Annotated in this window: 19 protein-coding genes and 1 riboswitch; of the genes, 5 read left to right on the top strand and 14 right to left on the bottom strand. The window is 61.1% G+C overall.

Annotated elements, in window-relative coordinates; all coding sequences use genetic code 11:
* Positions 1–19 precede the first annotated feature (19 nt).
* Positions 20–212, bottom strand: a riboswitch (cobalamin riboswitch).
* A gap of 41 nt (positions 213–253) precedes the next feature.
* Positions 254–1,189, bottom strand: coding sequence for a Ppx/GppA family phosphatase (locus PseuLF5_RS05560; protein ID WP_186748652.1), 936 nt, complete (start codon positions 1,187–1,189; stop codon positions 254–256).
* Between the two features lie 309 nt (positions 1,190–1,498).
* On the opposite strand from PseuLF5_RS05560, the gene PseuLF5_RS05555 reads away from it, so the two are divergent.
* On the top strand, positions 1,499–1,726 hold the full coding sequence (locus tag PseuLF5_RS05555; protein WP_007918027.1) for a ParD-like family protein: 228 nt from the start codon (positions 1,499–1,501) through the stop codon (positions 1,724–1,726).
* Entirely contained in the window at positions 1,723–2,514 is a 792-nt protein-coding gene (map, locus tag PseuLF5_RS05550) for a type I methionyl aminopeptidase (RefSeq protein ID WP_267795242.1), read from the top strand. Before PseuLF5_RS05555 ends, map begins: the two co-directional genes overlap by 4 nt.
* A 303-nt stretch (positions 2,515–2,817) precedes the next feature.
* Here the strand turns inward: map and PseuLF5_RS05545 are convergent, their stop codons facing one another.
* The 5 genes from PseuLF5_RS05545 to ribBA form a co-directional block, all read right to left on the bottom strand.
* The gene (locus tag PseuLF5_RS05545) at positions 2,818–3,972 is read right to left on the bottom strand and encodes an ABC transporter ATP-binding protein (protein WP_340133120.1); all 1,155 of its coding nucleotides are present in this window, start codon (positions 3,970–3,972) and stop codon (positions 2,818–2,820) included.
* A 17-nt stretch (positions 3,973–3,989) separates the two neighbouring features.
* Entirely contained in the window at positions 3,990–4,799 is an 810-nt protein-coding gene (locus tag PseuLF5_RS05540; protein WP_025111627.1) for an ABC transporter permease, read from the bottom strand.
* 6 nt (positions 4,800–4,805) lie between these two features.
* Positions 4,806–5,750: an ABC transporter permease gene (locus PseuLF5_RS05535; RefSeq protein WP_336348125.1), complete on the bottom strand. Its 945-nt coding sequence runs from the start codon at positions 5,748–5,750 to the stop codon at positions 4,806–4,808.
* Entirely contained in the window at positions 5,747–6,772 is a 1,026-nt protein-coding gene (locus PseuLF5_RS05530) for an ABC transporter substrate-binding protein (RefSeq protein WP_127652449.1), read from the bottom strand. The genes PseuLF5_RS05535 and PseuLF5_RS05530 overlap by 4 nt, the downstream gene beginning before the upstream one ends.
* A 376-nt stretch (positions 6,773–7,148) precedes the next feature.
* The gene (gene ribBA, locus PseuLF5_RS05525) at positions 7,149–8,258 is read right to left on the bottom strand and encodes a bifunctional 3,4-dihydroxy-2-butanone-4-phosphate synthase/GTP cyclohydrolase II (protein ID WP_340133119.1); all 1,110 of its coding nucleotides are present in this window, start codon (positions 8,256–8,258) and stop codon (positions 7,149–7,151) included.
* A 68-nt stretch (positions 8,259–8,326) separates the two neighbouring features.
* Here ribBA and PseuLF5_RS05520 point away from each other — a divergent pair, with 68 nt between their 5' ends.
* Entirely contained in the window at positions 8,327–8,623 is a 297-nt protein-coding gene (locus tag PseuLF5_RS05520; protein WP_222833099.1) for a DUF1330 domain-containing protein, read from the top strand.
* 80 nt (positions 8,624–8,703) lie between these two features.
* Here PseuLF5_RS05520 and PseuLF5_RS05515 read toward each other — a convergent pair whose 3' ends face one another.
* The 7 genes from PseuLF5_RS05515 to PseuLF5_RS05485 all read right to left on the bottom strand — a co-directional run bounded on the left by PseuLF5_RS05515 (position 8,704) and on the right by PseuLF5_RS05485 (position 14,032).
* Positions 8,704–9,267: an NUDIX hydrolase gene (locus PseuLF5_RS05515; protein WP_123467979.1), complete on the bottom strand. Its 564-nt coding sequence runs from the start codon at positions 9,265–9,267 to the stop codon at positions 8,704–8,706.
* Between the two features lies 1 nt (position 9,268).
* Positions 9,269–10,021, bottom strand: coding sequence for a GntR family transcriptional regulator (locus PseuLF5_RS05510; RefSeq protein WP_322374367.1), 753 nt, complete (start codon positions 10,019–10,021; stop codon positions 9,269–9,271).
* Positions 10,022–10,079: 58 nt separating this feature from the next.
* On the bottom strand, positions 10,080–10,469 hold the full coding sequence (locus PseuLF5_RS05505) for a carboxymuconolactone decarboxylase family protein (RefSeq protein WP_340133118.1): 390 nt from the start codon (positions 10,467–10,469) through the stop codon (positions 10,080–10,082).
* 131 nt (positions 10,470–10,600) lie between these two features.
* Complete coding sequence (locus PseuLF5_RS05500) at positions 10,601–11,086, bottom strand: flavin reductase family protein (RefSeq protein WP_123467983.1); 486 nt, start codon at positions 11,084–11,086, stop codon at positions 10,601–10,603.
* A 12-nt stretch (positions 11,087–11,098) separates the two neighbouring features.
* On the bottom strand, positions 11,099–12,580 hold the full coding sequence (locus PseuLF5_RS05495) for an aldehyde dehydrogenase (protein ID WP_123467985.1): 1,482 nt from the start codon (positions 12,578–12,580) through the stop codon (positions 11,099–11,101).
* Positions 12,577–13,410, bottom strand: a complete 834-nt coding sequence (locus tag PseuLF5_RS05490; RefSeq protein WP_123467987.1) for an alpha/beta fold hydrolase — start codon at positions 13,408–13,410, stop codon at positions 12,577–12,579. Before PseuLF5_RS05490 ends, PseuLF5_RS05495 begins: the two co-directional genes overlap by 4 nt.
* Before the next feature lie 31 nt (positions 13,411–13,441).
* Complete coding sequence (locus PseuLF5_RS05485; protein ID WP_340133117.1) at positions 13,442–14,032, bottom strand: amino acid synthesis family protein; 591 nt, start codon at positions 14,030–14,032, stop codon at positions 13,442–13,444.
* Positions 14,033–14,481: 449 nt separating this feature from the next.
* Here PseuLF5_RS05485 and PseuLF5_RS05480 point away from each other — a divergent pair, with 449 nt between their 5' ends.
* A complete protein-coding gene (locus PseuLF5_RS05480; RefSeq protein ID WP_123467993.1) occupies positions 14,482–15,525 on the top strand; it encodes a WD40/YVTN/BNR-like repeat-containing protein in 1,044 nt (347 codons plus the stop codon).
* The gene (locus tag PseuLF5_RS05475; RefSeq protein ID WP_123467995.1) at positions 15,522–17,906 is read left to right on the top strand and encodes an efflux RND transporter permease subunit; all 2,385 of its coding nucleotides are present in this window, start codon (positions 15,522–15,524) and stop codon (positions 17,904–17,906) included. Before PseuLF5_RS05480 ends, PseuLF5_RS05475 begins: the two co-directional genes overlap by 4 nt.
* 262 nt (positions 17,907–18,168) lie before the next feature.
* Here the strand turns inward: PseuLF5_RS05475 and PseuLF5_RS05470 are convergent, their stop codons facing one another.
* Positions 18,169–18,888, bottom strand: a complete 720-nt coding sequence (locus PseuLF5_RS05470) for a FadR/GntR family transcriptional regulator (protein ID WP_123467997.1) — start codon at positions 18,886–18,888, stop codon at positions 18,169–18,171.
* Between the last annotated feature and the right edge of the window lie 27 nt (positions 18,889–18,915).

Here is an 18,915-nt window from a genome sequence, read left to right as displayed (position 1 = left end):
TTCCCGGACACCCCGCCGGTTAGTAGTCACTGTGCCGGCAGGTCTCCTGACTGATGCGTCATCGCCCGTGCTCCGGCCTTCCCGGGTTCACCCAGTGGCAGTCGTGGAGCAGGCTCAGCACCTACAGTTGCGGGGGCAGTTCCGAACGATGCGCTGACGCACCTCGGATTCCCTATTAATTCCGTATGGAAACCGGCGGCGGCATGGTAGTCGATCGAGCCGCTTTAGGGGAGACGAATCTGCCGGAGGGGGATTAATGCTTGCTCATCAAACCGTGCAGTACGCCCAGGCGCAGGCCGGGTTCGGACGGCACCATCTGCGAAATGCCGAACACCTTGAACGCCGCCAGCATCAACACTAGGCCACCGGGCAGAATGCTCTGGCGGTGCGCTTGCAGGCCGGCGAGTTTCAGTTGCTGGACGTTCTTCACTTTCAGCAGCAGTAACGACAGGCGCAACAGCCCACCGTAGGTAATGCCGTCGTGGCCGAAGTCGTTCAGGCGATTGGCCTTGAGCACCTTGGCGAGCATGCGCGCGGTGCCGGAGGAGCCAATGGTTTGCTGCCAGCCTTGCGCGCGATAGCGGCGGGCGACTTTTTCAAATTGCAGGATGGCGACGCGCTCGGCTTCTTGCAGGGCACCGGGGGTAATGCGCCCATCGGGAAAATAGCGCGCGCCCAGCGTGCCGCTGCCGATGGCAATGCTTTCAGTCAGCAACGGTTGCGAGCCTTGGCCGAGGATCAGTTCGGTGGAACCGCCACCGATATCGACCACCAGACGCATGTCGTCGGCAGTCGGCAGTGCATGCGCCACGCCGGCATACACCAGCCGAGCCTCTTCATGTCCGGAAATGACGTCGATGTCAAAGCCCAGATGCCGCTCGGCGCTGGCGAGAAACAGTTGTGCATTGTCGGCTTCGCGCACGGCGCTGGTGGCCACCGCACGCACCCGACCCGCTTCGAACCCCCGCAGCTTTTTGCCGAACCGCGCCAACGCCTGCCAGCCGCGATCCAGCGCCAGGGTGTCCAGCGCGCCACCGTCAAACCCCTCGGCCAGGCGCACCGGTTCGCGCAAGGTTTTCACCTCCTGAATCATGAAGCCTTTGCGGCTGCGGACCGACTGGCCGATCATCATGCGAAATGCATTCGAACCCAAGTCGATGGCGGCAAACAGCGAGGCGTCTTCTTTCATGGGAGTCCTTGCAAAACGTCCGTCTCAAGGCTCAAGACGGTTTGCGAGGATTCTGCCGTGAAGTTGATGACATCCTGATGACGGCAGCGGGGCGGTTCGATGAATGTGCGCCTGTCATGACACTGTCATTATCCGGCGTCTATGCTGAGCCCAATACATCGCGTGTTCTTAAAGTTTTTGCTGCCTCTTTTGGCAGCTTTTTTTTGCCTGCGATTTGCCGCGCTACGTCCTGCAGTTTGTGTGCGTTTGCAATTTGGCGTAAGGCTTGGCTAATATACGATCCATATACATAGCGTATCGGATTCATATATGGGCATCGTAAAGATTTCTGAGGACATGCACGAGAACCTGCGCATCTCCAGCAATGCACTCAGCCGCTCGATCAACGCGCAGGCCGAGCACTGGATGCGCATCGGCATGCTCGCCGAGCTGCACCCCAACCTCGACCACAGCGCCATTTGCCGCTTGCTGATTCGCGCCGAACAGAACGGCGGGCTGGATCTGCAACAACTGACTCAGGAAGCCGTCAGCGCATGAGAAACCAGATCAAGATCAACACGCCCGCCGAGATCGCGCAATCACGCGCCGCCGGCCAACTCGCCGCTGAAGTACTGGCGATGCTGGTGCCGCATGTAAAGGCCGGTGTGACCACCGACGAACTGGATCGGCTGTGCAACGACTACATCGTCAATGTGCAGAAAGCGGTTCCGGCCAACGTCGGTTATCACGGTTTCCCGAAAACCGTCTGCGCTTCGGTCAACGACGTGGTGTGCCACGGCATTCCCTCGGGTACGCCGTTGCAGAATGGCGACATCGTCAACCTCGACATCGCGGTGATCAAGGACGGCTGGTTCGGTGATACCAGCCGCATGTACGTGGTCGGCGAGGCGACGCCTGAGGCGCAGCACCTGATCAACACCACCTATGAGGCCATGTGCGCGGGTATTCGGGTGGTCAAGCCGGGCGCCACATTGGGCGATATCGGCCATGCGATTCAGAGTCTGGCGGAGAGGGAAGGCTTCAGCGTGGTGCGCGAGTACTGCGGGCACGGGATCGGCAAGGTCTATCACGATGAGCCGCAGATTCTGCATTACGGTTTTCCCAATCAGGGCATGAAGCTCAAGGCAGGGATGATTTTCACTGTTGAACCGATGCTCAATGCCGGCAAGCGCCATGTGAAGAACATGGCGGATGGCTGGACCGTGCTGACCAAGGATGGCTCGTTATCGGCGCAGTGGGAGCACATGGTGGCGGTGACGGAGACGGGGTTTGAAATCCTCACGGCGTGGCCGGATGAGATTGAAGGCTACCGCGCCATCGTCTGATACCGCGTCGACTGTTTCCCTCACCCTGGCCCTCTCCCGGAGGGAGAGGGGACTGACCGGGTTGTTTGGACGAGTTACGCCGACCTGAGAGTGCTGCGTCGAACTCAGGTTTGAACAGCATGAAGATTGGCTCCCTCTCCCTGAGGGAGAGGGACTGATTGAGGTGTTCTTTCGAGGGACGCCGACTTGGGATACCGAGTCGAACCCGGATTTTGGGCAGCACGGAGATCGGCTCCCTTTCCCCCTCGCCCCCCTGGGGGAGAGGGCTGGGGTGAGGGGGTAAATCCCACAGACAACACGCTATCAGTGGGCGCCGGCCGCTTTGTTCAGGTCACTTTCGGTCCATTCGGTGTAGACGCAGGCATCAGCGGTGGCCCAGCGCACCCGCACCGGGTCGCCAGCCTTGAGCGGCATGCCCGCCGCCGATAGCGCTTTCACCGTCATCGACGTCCCGCCCGAAGTGACCACGCTGCAGGTCTGACTCTCCCCGAGGAACAGCACTTCCACGACCTTCGCTGACACTTCGTTCCAGCCCGCCGGCAGCGGTTCACTGATCGCTTGCGAAACGCTCAGCGCCAAGGCTTTCTCCGGCCGCACCATCAGCAACACATCCTGATCAATGTGCAACCCGGTTGTCAGTCGAATCGACAACGATTGCCCCTCAAAACTCGCTGCTGCATTGCCTTGCGCCTTGAGCTTGAGGAAGTTCGAATTACCGAGAAACGACGCGACAAACGCATTCGGCGGGTTCTGATACAGGTCATAACCGCTGCCCAGCCCGACAATCTTGCCGTGACTGAAAATCGCGATGCGTTGCGACAAACGCATGGCTTCTTCCTGGTCGTGGGTCACGTAGACGATGGTGATGCCCAGGCGCCGATGCAGCTGACGCAGTTCATCCTGCAAATCCTCACGCAGCTTTTTGTCCAGTGCACCGAGCGGTTCGTCCATCAACAGGATGCGTGGCTCGTAAACCAGCGCCCTGGCAATCGCGACCCTTTGCTGCTGGCCGCCAGACAGTTGCGAAGGGCGGCGATGGGCGAACTGTTCCAGTTGCACCAGTTTCAGCATCGCGTCGACACGCTTGTCACGTTCGGCGGCGGCGAGTTTGCGGATCGCCAGCGGGAAGGCGATGTTGTCGCGCACCGACAGATGCGGGAACAGTGAATAGCGCTGGAACACCATGCCGATGTCGCGCTTGTGCGGCGGCACGTTGACCAGCGACTGACCGTTGACCAGGATCTCGCCGCTGCTCGGTGTTTCGAAGCCGGCGAGCATCGACAGCGTGGTGCTTTTGCCCGAGCCGCTGGAGCCGAGAAAGGTCAGGAACTCGCCGTCCTTGATGTCCAGCGAGATGTTGTCCACGGCGGCAAAGTCACCGTAGTGCTTGTTCAGGTTACGCAGGCTGACCAGGGGTTTGTCGTTCTGCTGGGATGCGTCTTTGATCACGGCACTCATGTCGTACTCCTGGGCGCTCAGGCGCTGATTTCGTTGCGCCGGCGCAGGGCGGCGGCGATCACCATGACCAACACCGACAGGCCGATCAGCAGCGTCGAAGCGACGGCGATCACCGGGGTCAGGTCCTGGCGCAAAGTGGTCCACATTTTCACGGGAAGGGTTTGCAGGGTGGGGCTGGCCATCATCACGCTGAGCACCACTTCGTCCCACGAAACGAGGAAGGCGAAGAGGGCGCCGGCGACCATACCCGGACGGATCGCCGGGAACGTCACCTTGAACACTGCTTGCAGGCGCGAGGCACCGCAGATCACTGCGGCGTCTTCAATCGACTGATCGAACAGCTTCAGTGAGTTGATGATCGAGATGATGGTAAATGGCAGCGCGACGATCACATGGCTGACGACGAAAGCGAACATCGTCCCTGTGTAACCGAGCTTGAGAAACAGCGCGTATACCGCCACGGCGATGATCACCAGCGGCACGATCATCGGCAGGGTGAACAGGCCGTAGAGCATTTCCCGGCCAGGAAAACGCCCGCGTACCAGCGCAAACGCGGTCGGCAAACCGAGGGCCACCGCGCAGATCGTGGTCAGCACGGCCACCTTGAGGCTGGCCGCCGCGGCGTTCATCCAGTCGGCGTTGGAGAAGAACTGGCCGTACCATTTCAGCGTCCAGCCCGGCGGCGGGAACACCAGCCACTGCGAGGAACCAAACGACAGCAGGACAATGAACACGATCGGCAACAGCAGGAACAGACCGATCAGTCCGGTGGTTGCATACAAGCCGAAACGCATCCGCCGGCTCATGGCATTGGGAGTCAGGAGCATCTCGGCTTACCTCGCGTTGCTGGCGCCAACCGGGGACTCCGGCTGAAGCTTCAGGTAGAAGTAGAACAGCACCAGAGTGATCGCGATCAGCAATGCGGCGCCGGCACTGGCCAGGCCCCAGTTGAGGAACGATTGCACCTGCTGAATGATGAACTCCGGCAGCATCATGTTCTGCGCCCCGCCGAGCAGCGCCGGGGTGACGTAGTAACCGAGCGACATCACGAACACCATCAACCCGCCAGACGCCAGGCCCGGCCGGCACAGCGGCAGGAACACCCGGAAGAAGTTGGTCCACGGGCTGGCGCCGCAGATCGAGCCGGCCTGCAGGATCATCGGGTCGATGGCCTGCATGGTTGCCTGCAACGGCAGGACGATGAACGGGATCATGATGTAGCTCATGCCGATCACCACGCCGGTCAGGTTGTGCACCATTTCCAACGGCTGATCGATGATGCCCAGCGCCATCAAGGCCTTGTTGATCACCCCCGAGGCTTGCAGCAGCACCAGCCACGAATAGGTGCGGGCGAGCAGGCTGGTCCACATCGACAGCAGCACGATGTTGAGGATCCAGCGCCCCCAACCGCGTGGCACCAAAGTGATCGCCCAGGCCAGCGGAAAGCCGAGCAACAGGCTGAAAATCGTCACCAGTCCGGCCACCGAGAAGGTGTTGAGCAGCACCCTGGCGTACGCCGAGTTGGCGAACAGTTGTTCATAGTTGCCAAGGCCCGGGGTCGGTTCGAGCACGCCGCGCAACAGCAGGCCAATCAACGGCGCGAGAAAGAACAGGCCGAGGAACAGCAGTGCCGGTACGAGGTTGCCGGCGCCGCGCCAGCGTTGTTTGAGGGACGGGGCTTGCGCCATTGCACTCGCCTTGCCTGTGGCCGGACCGGCAGCGCTCGCGGCGCTCCCGGTGGCAGTGGAGGGACGGGACGCAGTGGCCGCCATTTTCATTTGACCAGCCATTCGTTCCACCGTGTCGCGATGGCTTGACCGTTCTTGGCCCAGTACGCGAAATCAAGAGTGATCTGATCCTTAGCGTAGGCAGTCGGCAGGTTCGGGGCCAGCACCGAGTCCAGGCGCGCCACGCTGTCGACGTTGACCGGGGCGTAGGCGGTCAGGTTGGAGAAGTCGGCCTGGCCTTTGGCACTGCTGGCGTTGGCCAGAAACTTCATCGCCGCGTCCTTGTTTTTCGAACCTTTTGGGATCACCAGAATGTCGGCCATGACCAGGTTCTGCTTCCAGCTCACGCCGACTGGCGCGCCGTCTTCCTGCAGGGCGTGGATCCGACCGTTCCAGAACTGGCCCATGCTCGCTTCACCGGAGGCCAGCAGTTGCTGCGACTGCGCGCCGCCGCCCCACCAGACGATGTCTTTCTTGATGGTGTCGAGTTTCTTGAAGGCGCGATCCAGATCCAGCGGGTAGAGCTTGTCAGCCGGCACCCCGTCGGCCAGCAGCGCCAGTTCGAGCACGCCGGGGCTTGGCCATTTGTACAGGGCGCGTTTGCCGGGGTAGGTCTTGGTGTCGAACAGGGCGCTCCAGTCCTGCGGCTTGTTGGCGCCGAGTTTGCCCTCGTTGTAGCCGAGGACGAAGGAGAAGAAGAACGAGCCGACGCCGTAGTCGCTGACGAAGCGCGGGTCGATCTTGTCGCGCTGGATGACTTTGAAATCGAGGGGTTCGAGCAGGCCTTCAGCCGCTGCGCGCAGGGCGAAGTCGGCTTCGACATCGACCACATCCCACTGCACGTTGCCGCTTTCGACCATGGCCTTGAGTTTGCCGTAGTCGGTCGGACCGTCCTGCACCACGGTGATGCCGCTGGCCTTGCTGAACGGATCGGCCCACGCCTGTTTCTGCGCATCCTGGGTGCTACCGCCCCAGCTGACAAAGTTCACACTCTCGGCGGCCATCGCGGCCTGGCCGGTCACGCTCAGCAGTCCCGCAAAAAGGATTGCGGTTGCAGCTTTGTTCAACACCATTTTTACGCCCTCATTGTTGTGTTTTTGAGCGGGCTTGCGTTGTTGCCCGCCTGTCGGGAGCAGTAGACGGGCGGTTTTTCAGGTCGTCCGGTCTATGGAATATCATATTATGGTATTCCAAACTTTGTGCAAGCACTTTGCCTTACCGGTTATCTGTTGATTATGGATTTTTGGATGTGCTCGGCATGAGATGAAGGGTGCACTGCAGATCCAGCCCCTCACCCCAGCCCTCTCCCAATGGGAGAGGGGGAAAGGGGGCCGATCTTTGTGTTGTTCAAAACCTGAGTTCGACTCGATATTTCAGGTCGATGGATAACGGGCCAACAACTCGGTCGGCTCCCTCTCCCTCGGGGAGAGGGCTGGGGTGAGGGCAGCTTCACTCGATAAACGGAATACTCTCGACCACTTCCAGGTCATACCCCGTCAACCCCGCATACTTCAGCGGCGGCCCAAGATGCCGCAGCTTGCCAACCCCAAGGTTCTGCAGAATCTGCGCCCCGGTGCCCACCTCCGAATAGATCCGCGATTGCGAACGACTGAACTGTCGCGGCGGCTGAGTCAGTTGTGGCACGCGCTCGAGCAACGCCTGCGACGATTCGTGATTGGCCAGCACCACGACAACCCCATGACCTTCAGCCGCGACCCGTTGCAGTGCCGCCCACAGCGTCCAGTTGCTCGGCCCGCTGTATTCGGCGCCGACCAGATCGCGCAGTGGGTCGATCACATGCACGCGCACCAGCGTCGGCTCTTCACGGCGCAGATCGCCCATGACCATCGCCATGTGCACGCCACCCTCAATGCGATCCTCAAAGGTGATCAGGCGGAAGGTGCCATGCACGGTGGGCAACTCACGTTCCCCAATGCGTTCGATGGTGTGCTCGGTGCTCAGGCGGTAGTGGATCAGGTCGGCGATGGTGCCGATCTTGATCCCGTGCTTGCGCGCGAATATTTCCAGGTCCGGGCGGCGGGCCATGGTGCCGTCGTCGTTCATCACTTCGACGATCACCGAGGCCGGGGTGAAACCGGCGAGGCGCGCCAGGTCGCAACCGGCTTCGGTGTGGCCGGCGCGGGTCAGCACGCCACCTTCCTTGGCGCGCAGCGGGAAGATGTGGCCGGGTTGCACCAGGTCTTCGGCACGGGCGTCTTTGGCCACGGCGGCCGCGACCGTACGCGCGCGATCAGCGGCGGAGATGCCGGTGGTGACGCCAACCGCCGCTTCAATCGACACGGTGAACGCAGTGCTGAACACGCTGCCGTTGGCAGGCACCATTTGCTCCAGGCCCAGGCGTTGGCAATGCTCGTCGGTCAGCGTCAGGCAGATCAGCCCGCGCGCTTCGCGGGCCATGAAGCTGATCGCTTCGGGCGTGCAGCAGTCGGCGGCCAGCAGCAGGTCGCCTTCGTTTTCCCGATCTTCGTCATCGACCAGCAAGACCATTTTGCCGAGACGATAATCTTCGATGATTTCTTCGATGCTGTTGAAGGCCATGCTGGACTCTCAGGGTTCGTTGGAAATATATTGGTATACCATAATACAAAATCAACAAAGAGGTCACTATGAAGGCGTACTGGATTGCCCACGTGGATGTCGCCGATGCCGAGCACTACAGCCAATACACCCAGCGTGCGCCGCAGGCGTTCGCCGAGTTCGGTGCAAAGTTTTTAGCCCGGGGCGGGCGCAGCGAAGCGCTGGAGGGCAGGCCTACCCCTCAGCGTAGCGTGGTGATCGAGTTCGAGAGCTACGAGCAGGCGCTGGCGTGCTACCACTCGGCGGCGTATCAGGAGGCGAAACGTTATCGCGAGGAATGGGCGAGGGCGGAAATCATCATCGTCGAAGGCATCACCCCACCCTGAAGCTCACAGCAGTGATCGTTCCTACGCTCTCGTTCCCACGCGGAGGGTGGGAACGATCAGGCAGGCAATGTCAGGGGGATTCAGCGGATAAAGTGGATCTTCCCACTGTCATCATTGCCCATGTAAATCCCATACACCCCGGCCTGACGCTCCTCGATATAACGCTCGAGGATCTGCCGGATCGCCGGGTAGTAGATCTGCTCCCACGGGATGTCTTCGGGGGCGAAGAATTTGTAGTCAAGGGTTTCCGGCCCGTACTGCCCGGTGATCTCCAGCGCGATGGCGCGGAAGATGATGTACACCTCGCTGATCGTCGGCACGCTGAAAATCGAGTACGGCGAGATGATTTCCGCACGCACGCCGCTTTCTTCCCAGACTTCGCGCAGCGCCGCCTGCTCGGTGGTTTCGCCGCTTTCCATGAAACCTGCGGGCAGCGTCCAGGTGCCCGGGCGCGGCGGGATCGCCCGTTGGCACAAGAGGTATTTGCCGTCCTGCTCGATGATGCAGCCGGCGATGATCTTCGGATTGACGTAGTGGATGTAGCCGCAGGCGCGGCACATCAGGCGCTCGTGCGTATCGCCCGGCGGCACCTGCTGACCGAGGTCAGGGCCACCGCATTTCGGGCAAAAGCTCGGGCTGAACATATCAGTGACCTATACGCGGTTCTTTCAGCGCGATCGGCAGGGTGATGTTCGGCGTGGCGCCGGTTTCTTCCTGTTTGCGCTTGAGGTAGTCGAGGGCCACGGTTGCGGCGGCACGTACGTGATCGACACAGGCCTGGTGCGCTGCCAGCGGATCGCCGCTCTTGATCGCCTCGACCATTTTTTCCATTTCGTGGTTACTCGCGCCGCGCCGGTTTTCCTGGGACACCGACGTCGCGCGCAGGTAGCTGATGCGCGCCTGCAACTGGCGCAGCTGCGTGGCTGCAACATGGTTGCCCGAGCCTTCGAGCAGCACGTCGTAGAAGCCCTGCACCGAGTCGATCACCTGTTGCAGTTCGCCGTCCTTGAGCGCCTTGCGGTTGTCGTCGAGGGCTTTTTCCAGGGCCTTGATGTCCTTGGCCTTGGCGCGCAGGGTGAACAGCTGGACGATCAGGCCTTCAAGCACACAGCGCAGCTCATAGATGTCGACCGCATCGGCCAGAGTGATGATCGCCACCCGTGGGCCCTTGGCATCGGCGAATTCCACCAGGCCTTCGGATTCGAGGTGACGCAAGGCTTCACGCACCGACGTGCGGCTGACACCGAGGCGGTCGCACAGATCGCGCTCCACCAGACGATCCCCTGGCATGAGCTGGAAATTCATGATCGCGCTACGCAGTTTATCCAGCACGATTTCGCGCAGGGTAACGGGGTTGCGATTGACCTTGAAGCTGTCGTCGAGTGGCTGGCGTTTCATGGGGTCCGCTCTTTAAGTTGGCTGTCCATGCCAGACGGGCATCTAAACAGCCGAGGGGTTAACTGGAGGCCTCGGCGTCGGCTTCGGCGAAGGCTTCACGGGCGAGCCGGAAACTGTCCACGGCTGCCGGGACGCCGCAATAAATACCGACCTGAAGCAGAATTTCGCGTATTTGCTCACGACTCAGGCCGTTACGCAAGGCGCCGCGCACATGCAGCTTGAGTTCATGCGGACGGTTCAGCGCCGAGATCATCGCCAGGTTGATCATGCTGCGCTCCTTGAGCGACAAGCCCTCGCGACCCCAGACATGGCCCCAGCAGTATTCAGTGACCATTTCCTGCAGTGGGCGGGTGAAGTCGTCGGCGTTCTCTATTGAACGCTGTACATAAGCTTCGCCGAGCACCTCAGTGCGGATTTTCAGGCCTTTTTCGTATTTGTCGTTACTCATATTCTTTGCCTCGCCTCAATCCCTGTGGGAGCTGGCTTGCCAGCGATGGCGGACTATCAGCCAACATCAATGTTGAATGTTAAGCCCTCATCGCTGGCAAGCCAGCTCCCACAGGGTTTTGCATTGTTGTCTCAGGCCAGGGTCGGCAGGGGACCGAGCTTGCCCTTGTGATAAATCATCGGCGTTACCGGTTGTTCGGGCAGGATCAGGTGTTTCACCGCGCCAACGATGATCGCGTGGTCACCACCGTCGTACTCGCGCCACAATTCGCACTCGATGATCGCGGTGGCCTTGGCGAGGATCGGGTTACCGAGTTCGCTCAGGTGCCACTCTATGTTCTTGGCCTTGTCCTTGCCTTTTCCGGCGAAGGCGTAGGCCTCGGCGGTCTGGTCGGCGGACAGCAAGTGGATCGCGAACTTCTTGCTGTCGCGCAGCACCGGGTAGGTGTCGGAGGCGTAGTTGGGGCAGAACAGCACCAGTGCCGGATCAATCGACAGCGCACTGAAGGCGCTGGCGGTGATGCCGACGATGCCGCCGTCCGGGTCGAGGGTGGTGACCACCGTGACCCCGGACGGGAACGAGCTCATCACGTCTTTGTAAATGCCGGGTTCGATCATGTCGCGGTACTCCTAGCGCATCACAAACGGATCAGGCATCGGCGCCTGAGAGAGGTTGATCCACACCGTTTTCAGTTCGGTGTAGGCCAGCACCGAGTCGATGCCGCTTTCGCGTCCATAGCCACTGTTCTTGAAGCCGCCGATCGGCGCCATCGCCGACACCGCGCGGTAGGTGTTGACCCAGATGATCCCCGAGCGCACGTCGCGGGCCAGGCGATGGGCGCGGCCCAGGTCGCGGGTCCAGATGCCGGCGGCAAGGCCAAACTGCGAGTCGTTGGCGATCGCCAGCGCTTCAGCTTCATCTTTGAAGCGAATCACCGAAGCCACAGGGCCGAAGACTTCTTCCTGCATGATCTTCATTGAGTTGCGGTCGCACTCGAACAGCGTCGGCTCGTAGAACCAGCCCTCGCCGAGATCGCTCGGACGCTTGCCGCCGGTACGCAACCGCGCGCCCTCGGCGATGGCATCGGCGACCAGACCTTCGACCACCGCCAGTTGCTGCGCGGTGGCCATCGGGCCCATCTCGCTGTGGTCCTCTTGCGGGTTGCCGATGCGAATGCGCTGGGCGCGTTCGACCAGTCGGTTGACGAACTCGTCATAGATTTCGTCCTGCACCAACAGGCGCGAACCGGACACACAACTCTGCCCGGACGCCGCGTAGATCCCGGCAATCGCGCCGTTGATCGCGCTGTCCAGATCGGCGTCGGCGAAGATGATGTTCGGCGACTTGCCGCCCAGTTCCAGCGACAGCTTGGCAAAGTTTTCGGCGCTGCTGCGCACCACATGCCGCGCTGTCGCCGCGCCGCCGGTGAAGGCGATTTTGCGGATCAGCGGATGGCGGGTGAGGGCGGCGCCGGTGCTCGGGCCGTAACCGGTGACGACGTTGACCACGCCCGGCGGAATTCCGGCTTCGAGGGCCAGGCGTGCCAGCTCGAGGATGGTCGCCGAAGCATGTTCGGACGGCTTGATCACGATGGTGTTGCCGGCGGCGAGGGCCGGGGCCAGTTTGATTGCGGTCAGGTACAGCGGGCTGTTCCACGGAATGATCGCCGCGACCACGCCCATGGCTTCGTGCACGGTGTAGGCGAACAGATCCGGCTTATCCAGCGGCAGGGTGCCGCCTTCGAGCTTGTCGGCCAGACCGGCGGTGTAGTGGAAGAACTCTGGCAGGTAGCCGACCTGGCCACGGGTTTCGCGGATCAGCTTGCCGTTGTCGCGGCTTTCCAGCTGCGCCAGTTGTTCCTTGTTCTCGGCGATCAAATCACCGAGACGCCGTAGCAGCTTGCCGCGTGCGGTGGCGGTGAGGCCGCGCCAGGCCGGGCTGTCGAAGGCCGTCTGCGCTGCTTGCACGGCGCGTTCGACGTCCGCTTCATCTGCGTCGGGCAGTTCGGCCCAGGCTTGCGCGCAAGCAGGGTTAAGGCTTTCGAAAGTCTTGCCGGAGAGGGCGTCGACCCATTCTCCGCCGATGCACATCTGGAAGCGTGCGAGTGTCATGCAACGATCCCCTTTATATGGTTTTGTCGGGCGTGTGCGTATTCGAGAAATTCCAGCAGCGTCTGGTTGACCAGGCGCGGCGACTCTACCGGCATCATATGCCGTTGCTCGGCCAGCACCGCAACCTTCGCACCGGGGATGCGTCGGGCCAGTTGCTCAGCCATTTCCGGGGTCGAACCCGGATCGAGCTCGCCAGTGGCGATCAGCGTCGGCGCCTGAATGCTGCCCAGGTCGTCGGCGCGGTACATGTCTTGGGTGGCGAACAGTTCGTAGGTGGTCAGGTAGCCTTGCGGATCATTGCCGGCCAGGGTCTGGCGGATCGCTGCGATCTGCGCCGGGTTGGCCGCTTGATATTCGCGGCTGAACCAACGCGACAGCGCCGCTTCGGCGTTGGCGTCGGGACCATGTTCGGCCGCTTGCGCGGTGCGGGCGATAACGCCGGCACGCTGTTCTTCGCTGCGGTTGAACACGCTGTTCAACACCACCAGGCTTTGCAGGCGCTCCGGGTAATGCAGGGCAAAGGCCCGCGCGACCAGACCGCCCATGGAGAAACCGATCACCGCTGCCTGGGGCAGATTCAAGTGATCGAGCAGCTCCAGCAACTGATCGGCGTAACCCAGCAGCGCGGTGCCGCTGGCCGGACGCGGGCTGGCGCCATGGCCGAGCATGTCGTAGGCGATCACCCGGTATTGGCTGGACAGGCCGACAATCTGGCCGCCCCACATTTCTTTGTTCAGGCCCACGCCGTGGATCAAAACCACGGGCTGGCCTTGGCCGGTCGCCAGGTAACTGGTGCCCGCCGGGGTGAGTTCAGCGGTGAGCCGAATCATGGAGCGCTCCTGCAATGCCTTTTTATTGTGATTACTGGGCTTTTTCGCCAGCCAGTTCTTCCAGGTCGATGTAGCGGTTGCCGATGCGCGGGTGCAGGCGACCACCGTCGGCGCAACCGAGCACGACGACGATTTCGTCGGCACGCGGCGCGTCTTCGATCTGCATTTCCAGGGTGATGTAGTGCGAACGCTGGCCTTCGTCGTCCTTGTGCATCATCGGGATCTGAATCGAGGTGCCCGGACCGCCGCGCTTGTTGGTGAAGCTCAGGTAGCTCTTGGCCTTGACCGCTTCGCGGTAGTGGTTGCCGAAGCGCAGGGTGTGGATCACCGCGGAGGCGTGTTCGATCTCGCCGTCGGCACCGACCACAGCCGCTTTGCCGTAGGCCTCGATTTTTTCCGCACCGCCAATGATGCCGACCAGACGCTCGACCATCAGTGCGCCGAGGTCGGAGCAGTTGGCGCGGATCTGCGGCTTGAGGTCTTCAACGAAACCGTTGCCCACCCAAGGGTTCTTCATCACCACCGCCAGGCCGACCATGGTCACTGGCTTGTCAGCCGCCTTGCCGCCTTCGATAAAGGTTTCTTCGACATAGCTGACGATCTTGCGAATTTCGAAACTCATGAGCTGCTCCGTGGGGGATTGAGAGTGTCTGTGCGTCTGATGGTATACCATAATACCGATCGTGCAAGTCCCCTCGGTGACTTTTGCCACATCACCCCGGCGAATGGTCATGTATTCAAATCCCACAACCACCACCAACCCCTGTGGGAGCGAGCTTGCTCGCGAAGGCGGCGTAACGGTCACCCTCTTTATTGGCTGATCCACCGCTTTCGCGAGCAAGCTCGCTCCCACAGGGAAATTCATTCGTTACAGAGGGCCGCTTTCGGTTAACAAAAGATAACGTGGCGCCGATTGTCAGACGTTTCGAAAGCCCGATAGGATGAGCCAGCTTCCGAAGTGGCTCTGGATTGCGGGTTTCAGGACTATGCTTCTGACCAGCCGTCAGCGGAGCACACTTGCGGCGCCCTTGAAGGCCAAATGGCCTAACAATAATAAATAGGGGAAGGTTTATGAGTCGTTGCCGCCCGCCGGCGTTACGCAACACCGCGTTGCTGGCCACAGCACTCTCGCTGCTGGGCTTTGCCACCTTGTCGGCACCTGTGAGCGCTGCCGAAGCGCCGGCCGACGTGGTTTACGCCACCGCATCAGCCAAAGCCGCGAAAAGCCTGATACTCGACGTCGTCCACGCCGGCACCCGGTTGGTGGCGGTGGGTGATCGCGGGCACATTCTCTATTCCGACGATCAGGGCAAGACCTGGACCCAGGCCAAGGTGCCGACCCGACAACTGCTGACGGCGGTGTACTTTGTCGATGACAAACACGGCTGGGCCGTCGGCCATGACGCGCAGATCCTTGCCAGCGAAGACGGCGGTCTGACCTGGAGCAAACAATTCGAAGACCTCAAACGTGAATCGCCGCTGCTCGACGTCTGGTTCAAGGACGTCAACAGCGGCATGGCCGTGGGCGCTTACGGCGCGCTGCTGGAAACCACCGACGGCGGCAAGCACTGGGAAGACGTCAGTGACCGCCTCGACAACGAAGACCAGTTCCACCTCAACGCCATTGCGGCGGTGAAGGATGCCGGGCTGTTCATCGTCGGCGAGTCGGGCAGCATGTTTCGGTCCGCCGACTGGGGCCAGACCTGGGAAAAACTCGAAGGCCCGTACGAAGGTTCGCTGTTCGGCGCGATCGGCACGGCGCAACCGCAGACCCTGCTGGCTTATGGCTTACGCGGCAACCTCTATCGCTCCACCGACTTCGGCAGCACCTGGGAGCAGGTCGAGCTGAAAGCCGCACGCGGTGCGCTGGAATTCGGCCTGTCCGGCGCGACCCTGCTCGAAGACGGCTCGATCGTGATCGTCGGTAACGGCGGTTCGGTGATCAGCAGCAGCGACAACGGCGAAACCTTCAGCGTGTTCAACCGCCCGGATCGTATTTCGCTGTCATCGGTCACCGCTGCCGGTGACGGCAACCTGATTCTGACCGGGCAGGGCGGTGTCCACACCACGCTGCCGAACGGTGCCGAGATCAATAATAAGAAGGCGGGGCTATGACTTCCTTGATCACTCCTCAGCAGGACAAGGCGACGTTTCTCGAGCGCTTGATTTTCAACAACCGCCCGGCGGTGATTCTGATCTGCCTGGTGGTGAGTATTTTCCTGTTCTGGCAGGCCACGCTGATCCGGCCGTCCACCAGTTTCGAAAAAATGATCCCGCTCAAGCATCCGTTCATAGAGAAGATGATGGAGCACCGCAACGATCTGGCGAACCTGGGCAACACCGTGCGCATTTCGGTGGAGGCCAAGGACGGCGACATCTTCTCCAAGGAGTACATGGAGACCCTGCGGCAGATCAACGACGAGGTGTTCTACATCTCCGGCGTCGACCGTTCTGGCCTCAAGTCGCTGTGGAGCCCGAGCGTACGCTGGACCGAAGTGACCGAAGAAGGTTTTGCCGGTGGCGAAGTGATCCCGCAGAGCTATAACGGCTCTCAGGACAGCCTCGACCTGCTGCGCAACAACGTGCTCAAGTCCGGGCAAGTCGGGCGCCTGGTGGCCAACGACTTCAAGTCGAGCATCGTCGATATCCCGCTGCTGGAGTCCTACCCGGACCCGGAAGACCAGGGCAAGTTGCTGGCCCTGGACTATCGCAAGTTCTCCCATGAGCTCGAAGACAAGATCCGCAACAAGTTCGAAGCGCAGAACCCCAACGTCAAGATCCACATCGTCGGTTTCGCCAAGAAGGTCGGCGACCTGATCGACGGTCTGGTGATGGTGGTGCTGTTCTTCGGCATCGCCTTCGTCATCACCCTGATCCTGCTGCTGTGGTTCACCAACTGCCTGCGCAGCACCATTGCGGTGTTGAGTACGACGCTGGTCGCGGTGGTCTGGCAGCTTGGCTTGATGCACTTCTTCGGCTTCGGACTCGACCCGTATTCGATGCTGGTGCCGTTCCTGATTTTCGCCATCGGCATTTCCCACGGCGTGCAGAAGATCAACGGTATCGCCCTGCAATCGAGTGAGGCCGACAACGCCCTGACCGCCGCGCGGCGCACCTTCCGGCAACTGTTCCTGCCGGGGATGATCGCGATTCTCGCTGACGCGGTGGGCTTCATCACGCTGCTGATCATCGACATCGGCGTGATTCGCGAACTGGCCATCGGCGCGTCAATCGGCGTGGCGGTGATCGTGTTCACCAACCTGATCCTGCTGCCGGTCGCCATTTCCTATGTCGGCATCAGCAAACGCGCCATCGCCAAGAGCAAGAAAGATGCGAACCGCGAACACCCGTTCTGGCGCCTGCTGTCGAACTTCGCCAACCCGAAAGTCGCACGCATCTCGGTGGTGCTGGCACTGATCGCCTTCGGCGGCGGCCTCTGGTACAGCCAGAACCTGAAAATCGGCGACCTCGACCAAGGCGCGCCGGAACTGCGGCCGGACTCGCGCTACAACAAGGACAACAACTTCATCATCAATAACTACTCGACCAGTTCCGACGTGCTGGTGGTGATGGTCAAGACCAAGGCTGAAGGTTGCTCGCGCTTTGAGGCCATGGCGCCGATTGATGAGCTGATGTGGAAGATGCAGAACACCGAGGGCGTGCAGTCGGCGATCTCGCTGGTGACGGTGTCCAAGCAGATGATCAAGGGCATGAACGAGGGCAACCTGAAATGGGAAACCCTGTCACGCAACCCGGACGTACTGAACAACTCGATTGCCCGCGCCGATGGCCTGTACAACAACAGTTGCTCGCTGGCGCCAGTGCTGGTGTTCCTCAACGATCACAAGGCTGAAACCCTGGATCGCGCGGTGCATGCGGTGCAGGAATTCGCCAAGGCCAACAACAAGGACGGTCTGGAGTTCATTCTCGCGGCCGGTAACGCCGGGATCGAAGCGGCCACCAACGAAGTCATCAAGCAGGCCGAGCTGACCATCCTGATCCTGGTGTACATCTGCGTGGCGGTAATGTGCATGATCACCTTCCGTTCGTGGGCGGCGACCCTGTGCATCGTCCTGCCGCTGGTGCTCACCTCGGTACTCGGCAACGCGCTGATGGCGTTCATGGGCATTGGCGTGAAGGTCGCGACCTTGCCGGTGGTGGCGCTGGGTGTGGGGATTGGCGTGGACTACGGCATCTACATCTACAGCCGCCTGGAAAGTTTCCTGCGCGCGGGGTTGCCGTTGCAGGAAGCCTATTACCAGACCCTGAAATCCACCGGTAAAGCCGTGCTGTTCACCGGTTTGTGCCTGGCCATCGGCGTGTGCACCTGGATCTTCTCGGCGATCAAGTTCCAGGCCGACATGGGGCTGATGCTGACCTTCATGCTGCTCTGGAACATGTTCGGCGCGCTGTGGCTGCTGCCGGCCCTGGCGAAGTTCCTGATCAAGCCGGAGAAACTGGCGGGGCAGAAGGGCAATTCGCTGTTTGCGCATTGATCTGAAGGGCTGAAACGACAAAGCCGCAACCTTAGGGTTGCGGCTTTTTTTGTGGCTCAAGATCAACAGCCCCTCACCCTAGCCCTCTCCCGGAGGGAGAGGGGACTGATTGGGGGATATTGGAGATTTACACCGACTTGAGCGTCCAGCTGTGAATCCATAATCGACTCGGTTTTTCAGGTCGATGTACCACGCAAGACATCGCGGTCGGTCCCCTCTACCTCTGGGAGAGGGCTAGGGTGAGGGCAGAAGATCTCAAGTCTTAGGTAAGTTCAGCGCCAAGCACAGCACTCAATGCGCTGCGGGCATCATCCAGTTGCACCAACGTCGCATGCCGAGCACCAAGGGCATCACGATTCTCAATCGCCGTCAAAATCGCCTTGTGCCGAGGCAACGCCAACTCATGCAGATTCGGCCGCTGATTCGAGTGCTTCAACGCCTCGGCAATCGCCACCGACAACATGTTGCACAGGTTCGCCAACAGATCATTGTGCGTCGCATCGGCAATCCGGCTGTGGAAGTCGAGGTCCGGTTGCAGCAAGGCTTCCGGTGTCGGCGCCGCTTCCATGCGCTGGTAAGCCTCACCAATCGCCGCAATGTCGGCCTCGGTCGCATGCTGGGCGGCGAGGGCGGCAGCGGCCGGTTCGATGATGCTGCGCACGCTGGTCAGCACATTGAAGAATTCGTTCTGCGGGCTGCTCTGCATCAGCCAGTGCAGCACGTCCGGGTCGAGCATGTGCCATTCGCGGCGCGCTTTGACGACGGTTCCGACCCGTGGTTTGGAATACACCAACCCCTTGGCCACCAGCACCCGTGTGGCTTCGCGCAACACCGGCCGGCTGACCGCGTATTCCTCGCAGAGCAACGCTTCGGCGGGCAGTTTGTCGTCGGGCAAAAAGCGTCCGGAGACGATCTGCATGCCCAGTTCCTGGACGATGCGCGAGTGCATGCTTTTGCGGTCGGAAGGTTTGCGGTAATCCATGGGGAGCGGCGCGATCCTGAGCGATGG

Origin of the sequence: Pseudomonas sp. LF-5 (assembly GCF_037626295.1) — a bacterium.
Lineage (GTDB): Bacteria > Pseudomonadota > Gammaproteobacteria > Pseudomonadales > Pseudomonadaceae > Aquipseudomonas > Aquipseudomonas monsensis.
Note: the sequence above shows the minus strand (reverse complement) of the source record. Positions and strands in the feature narration are given on the sequence as shown.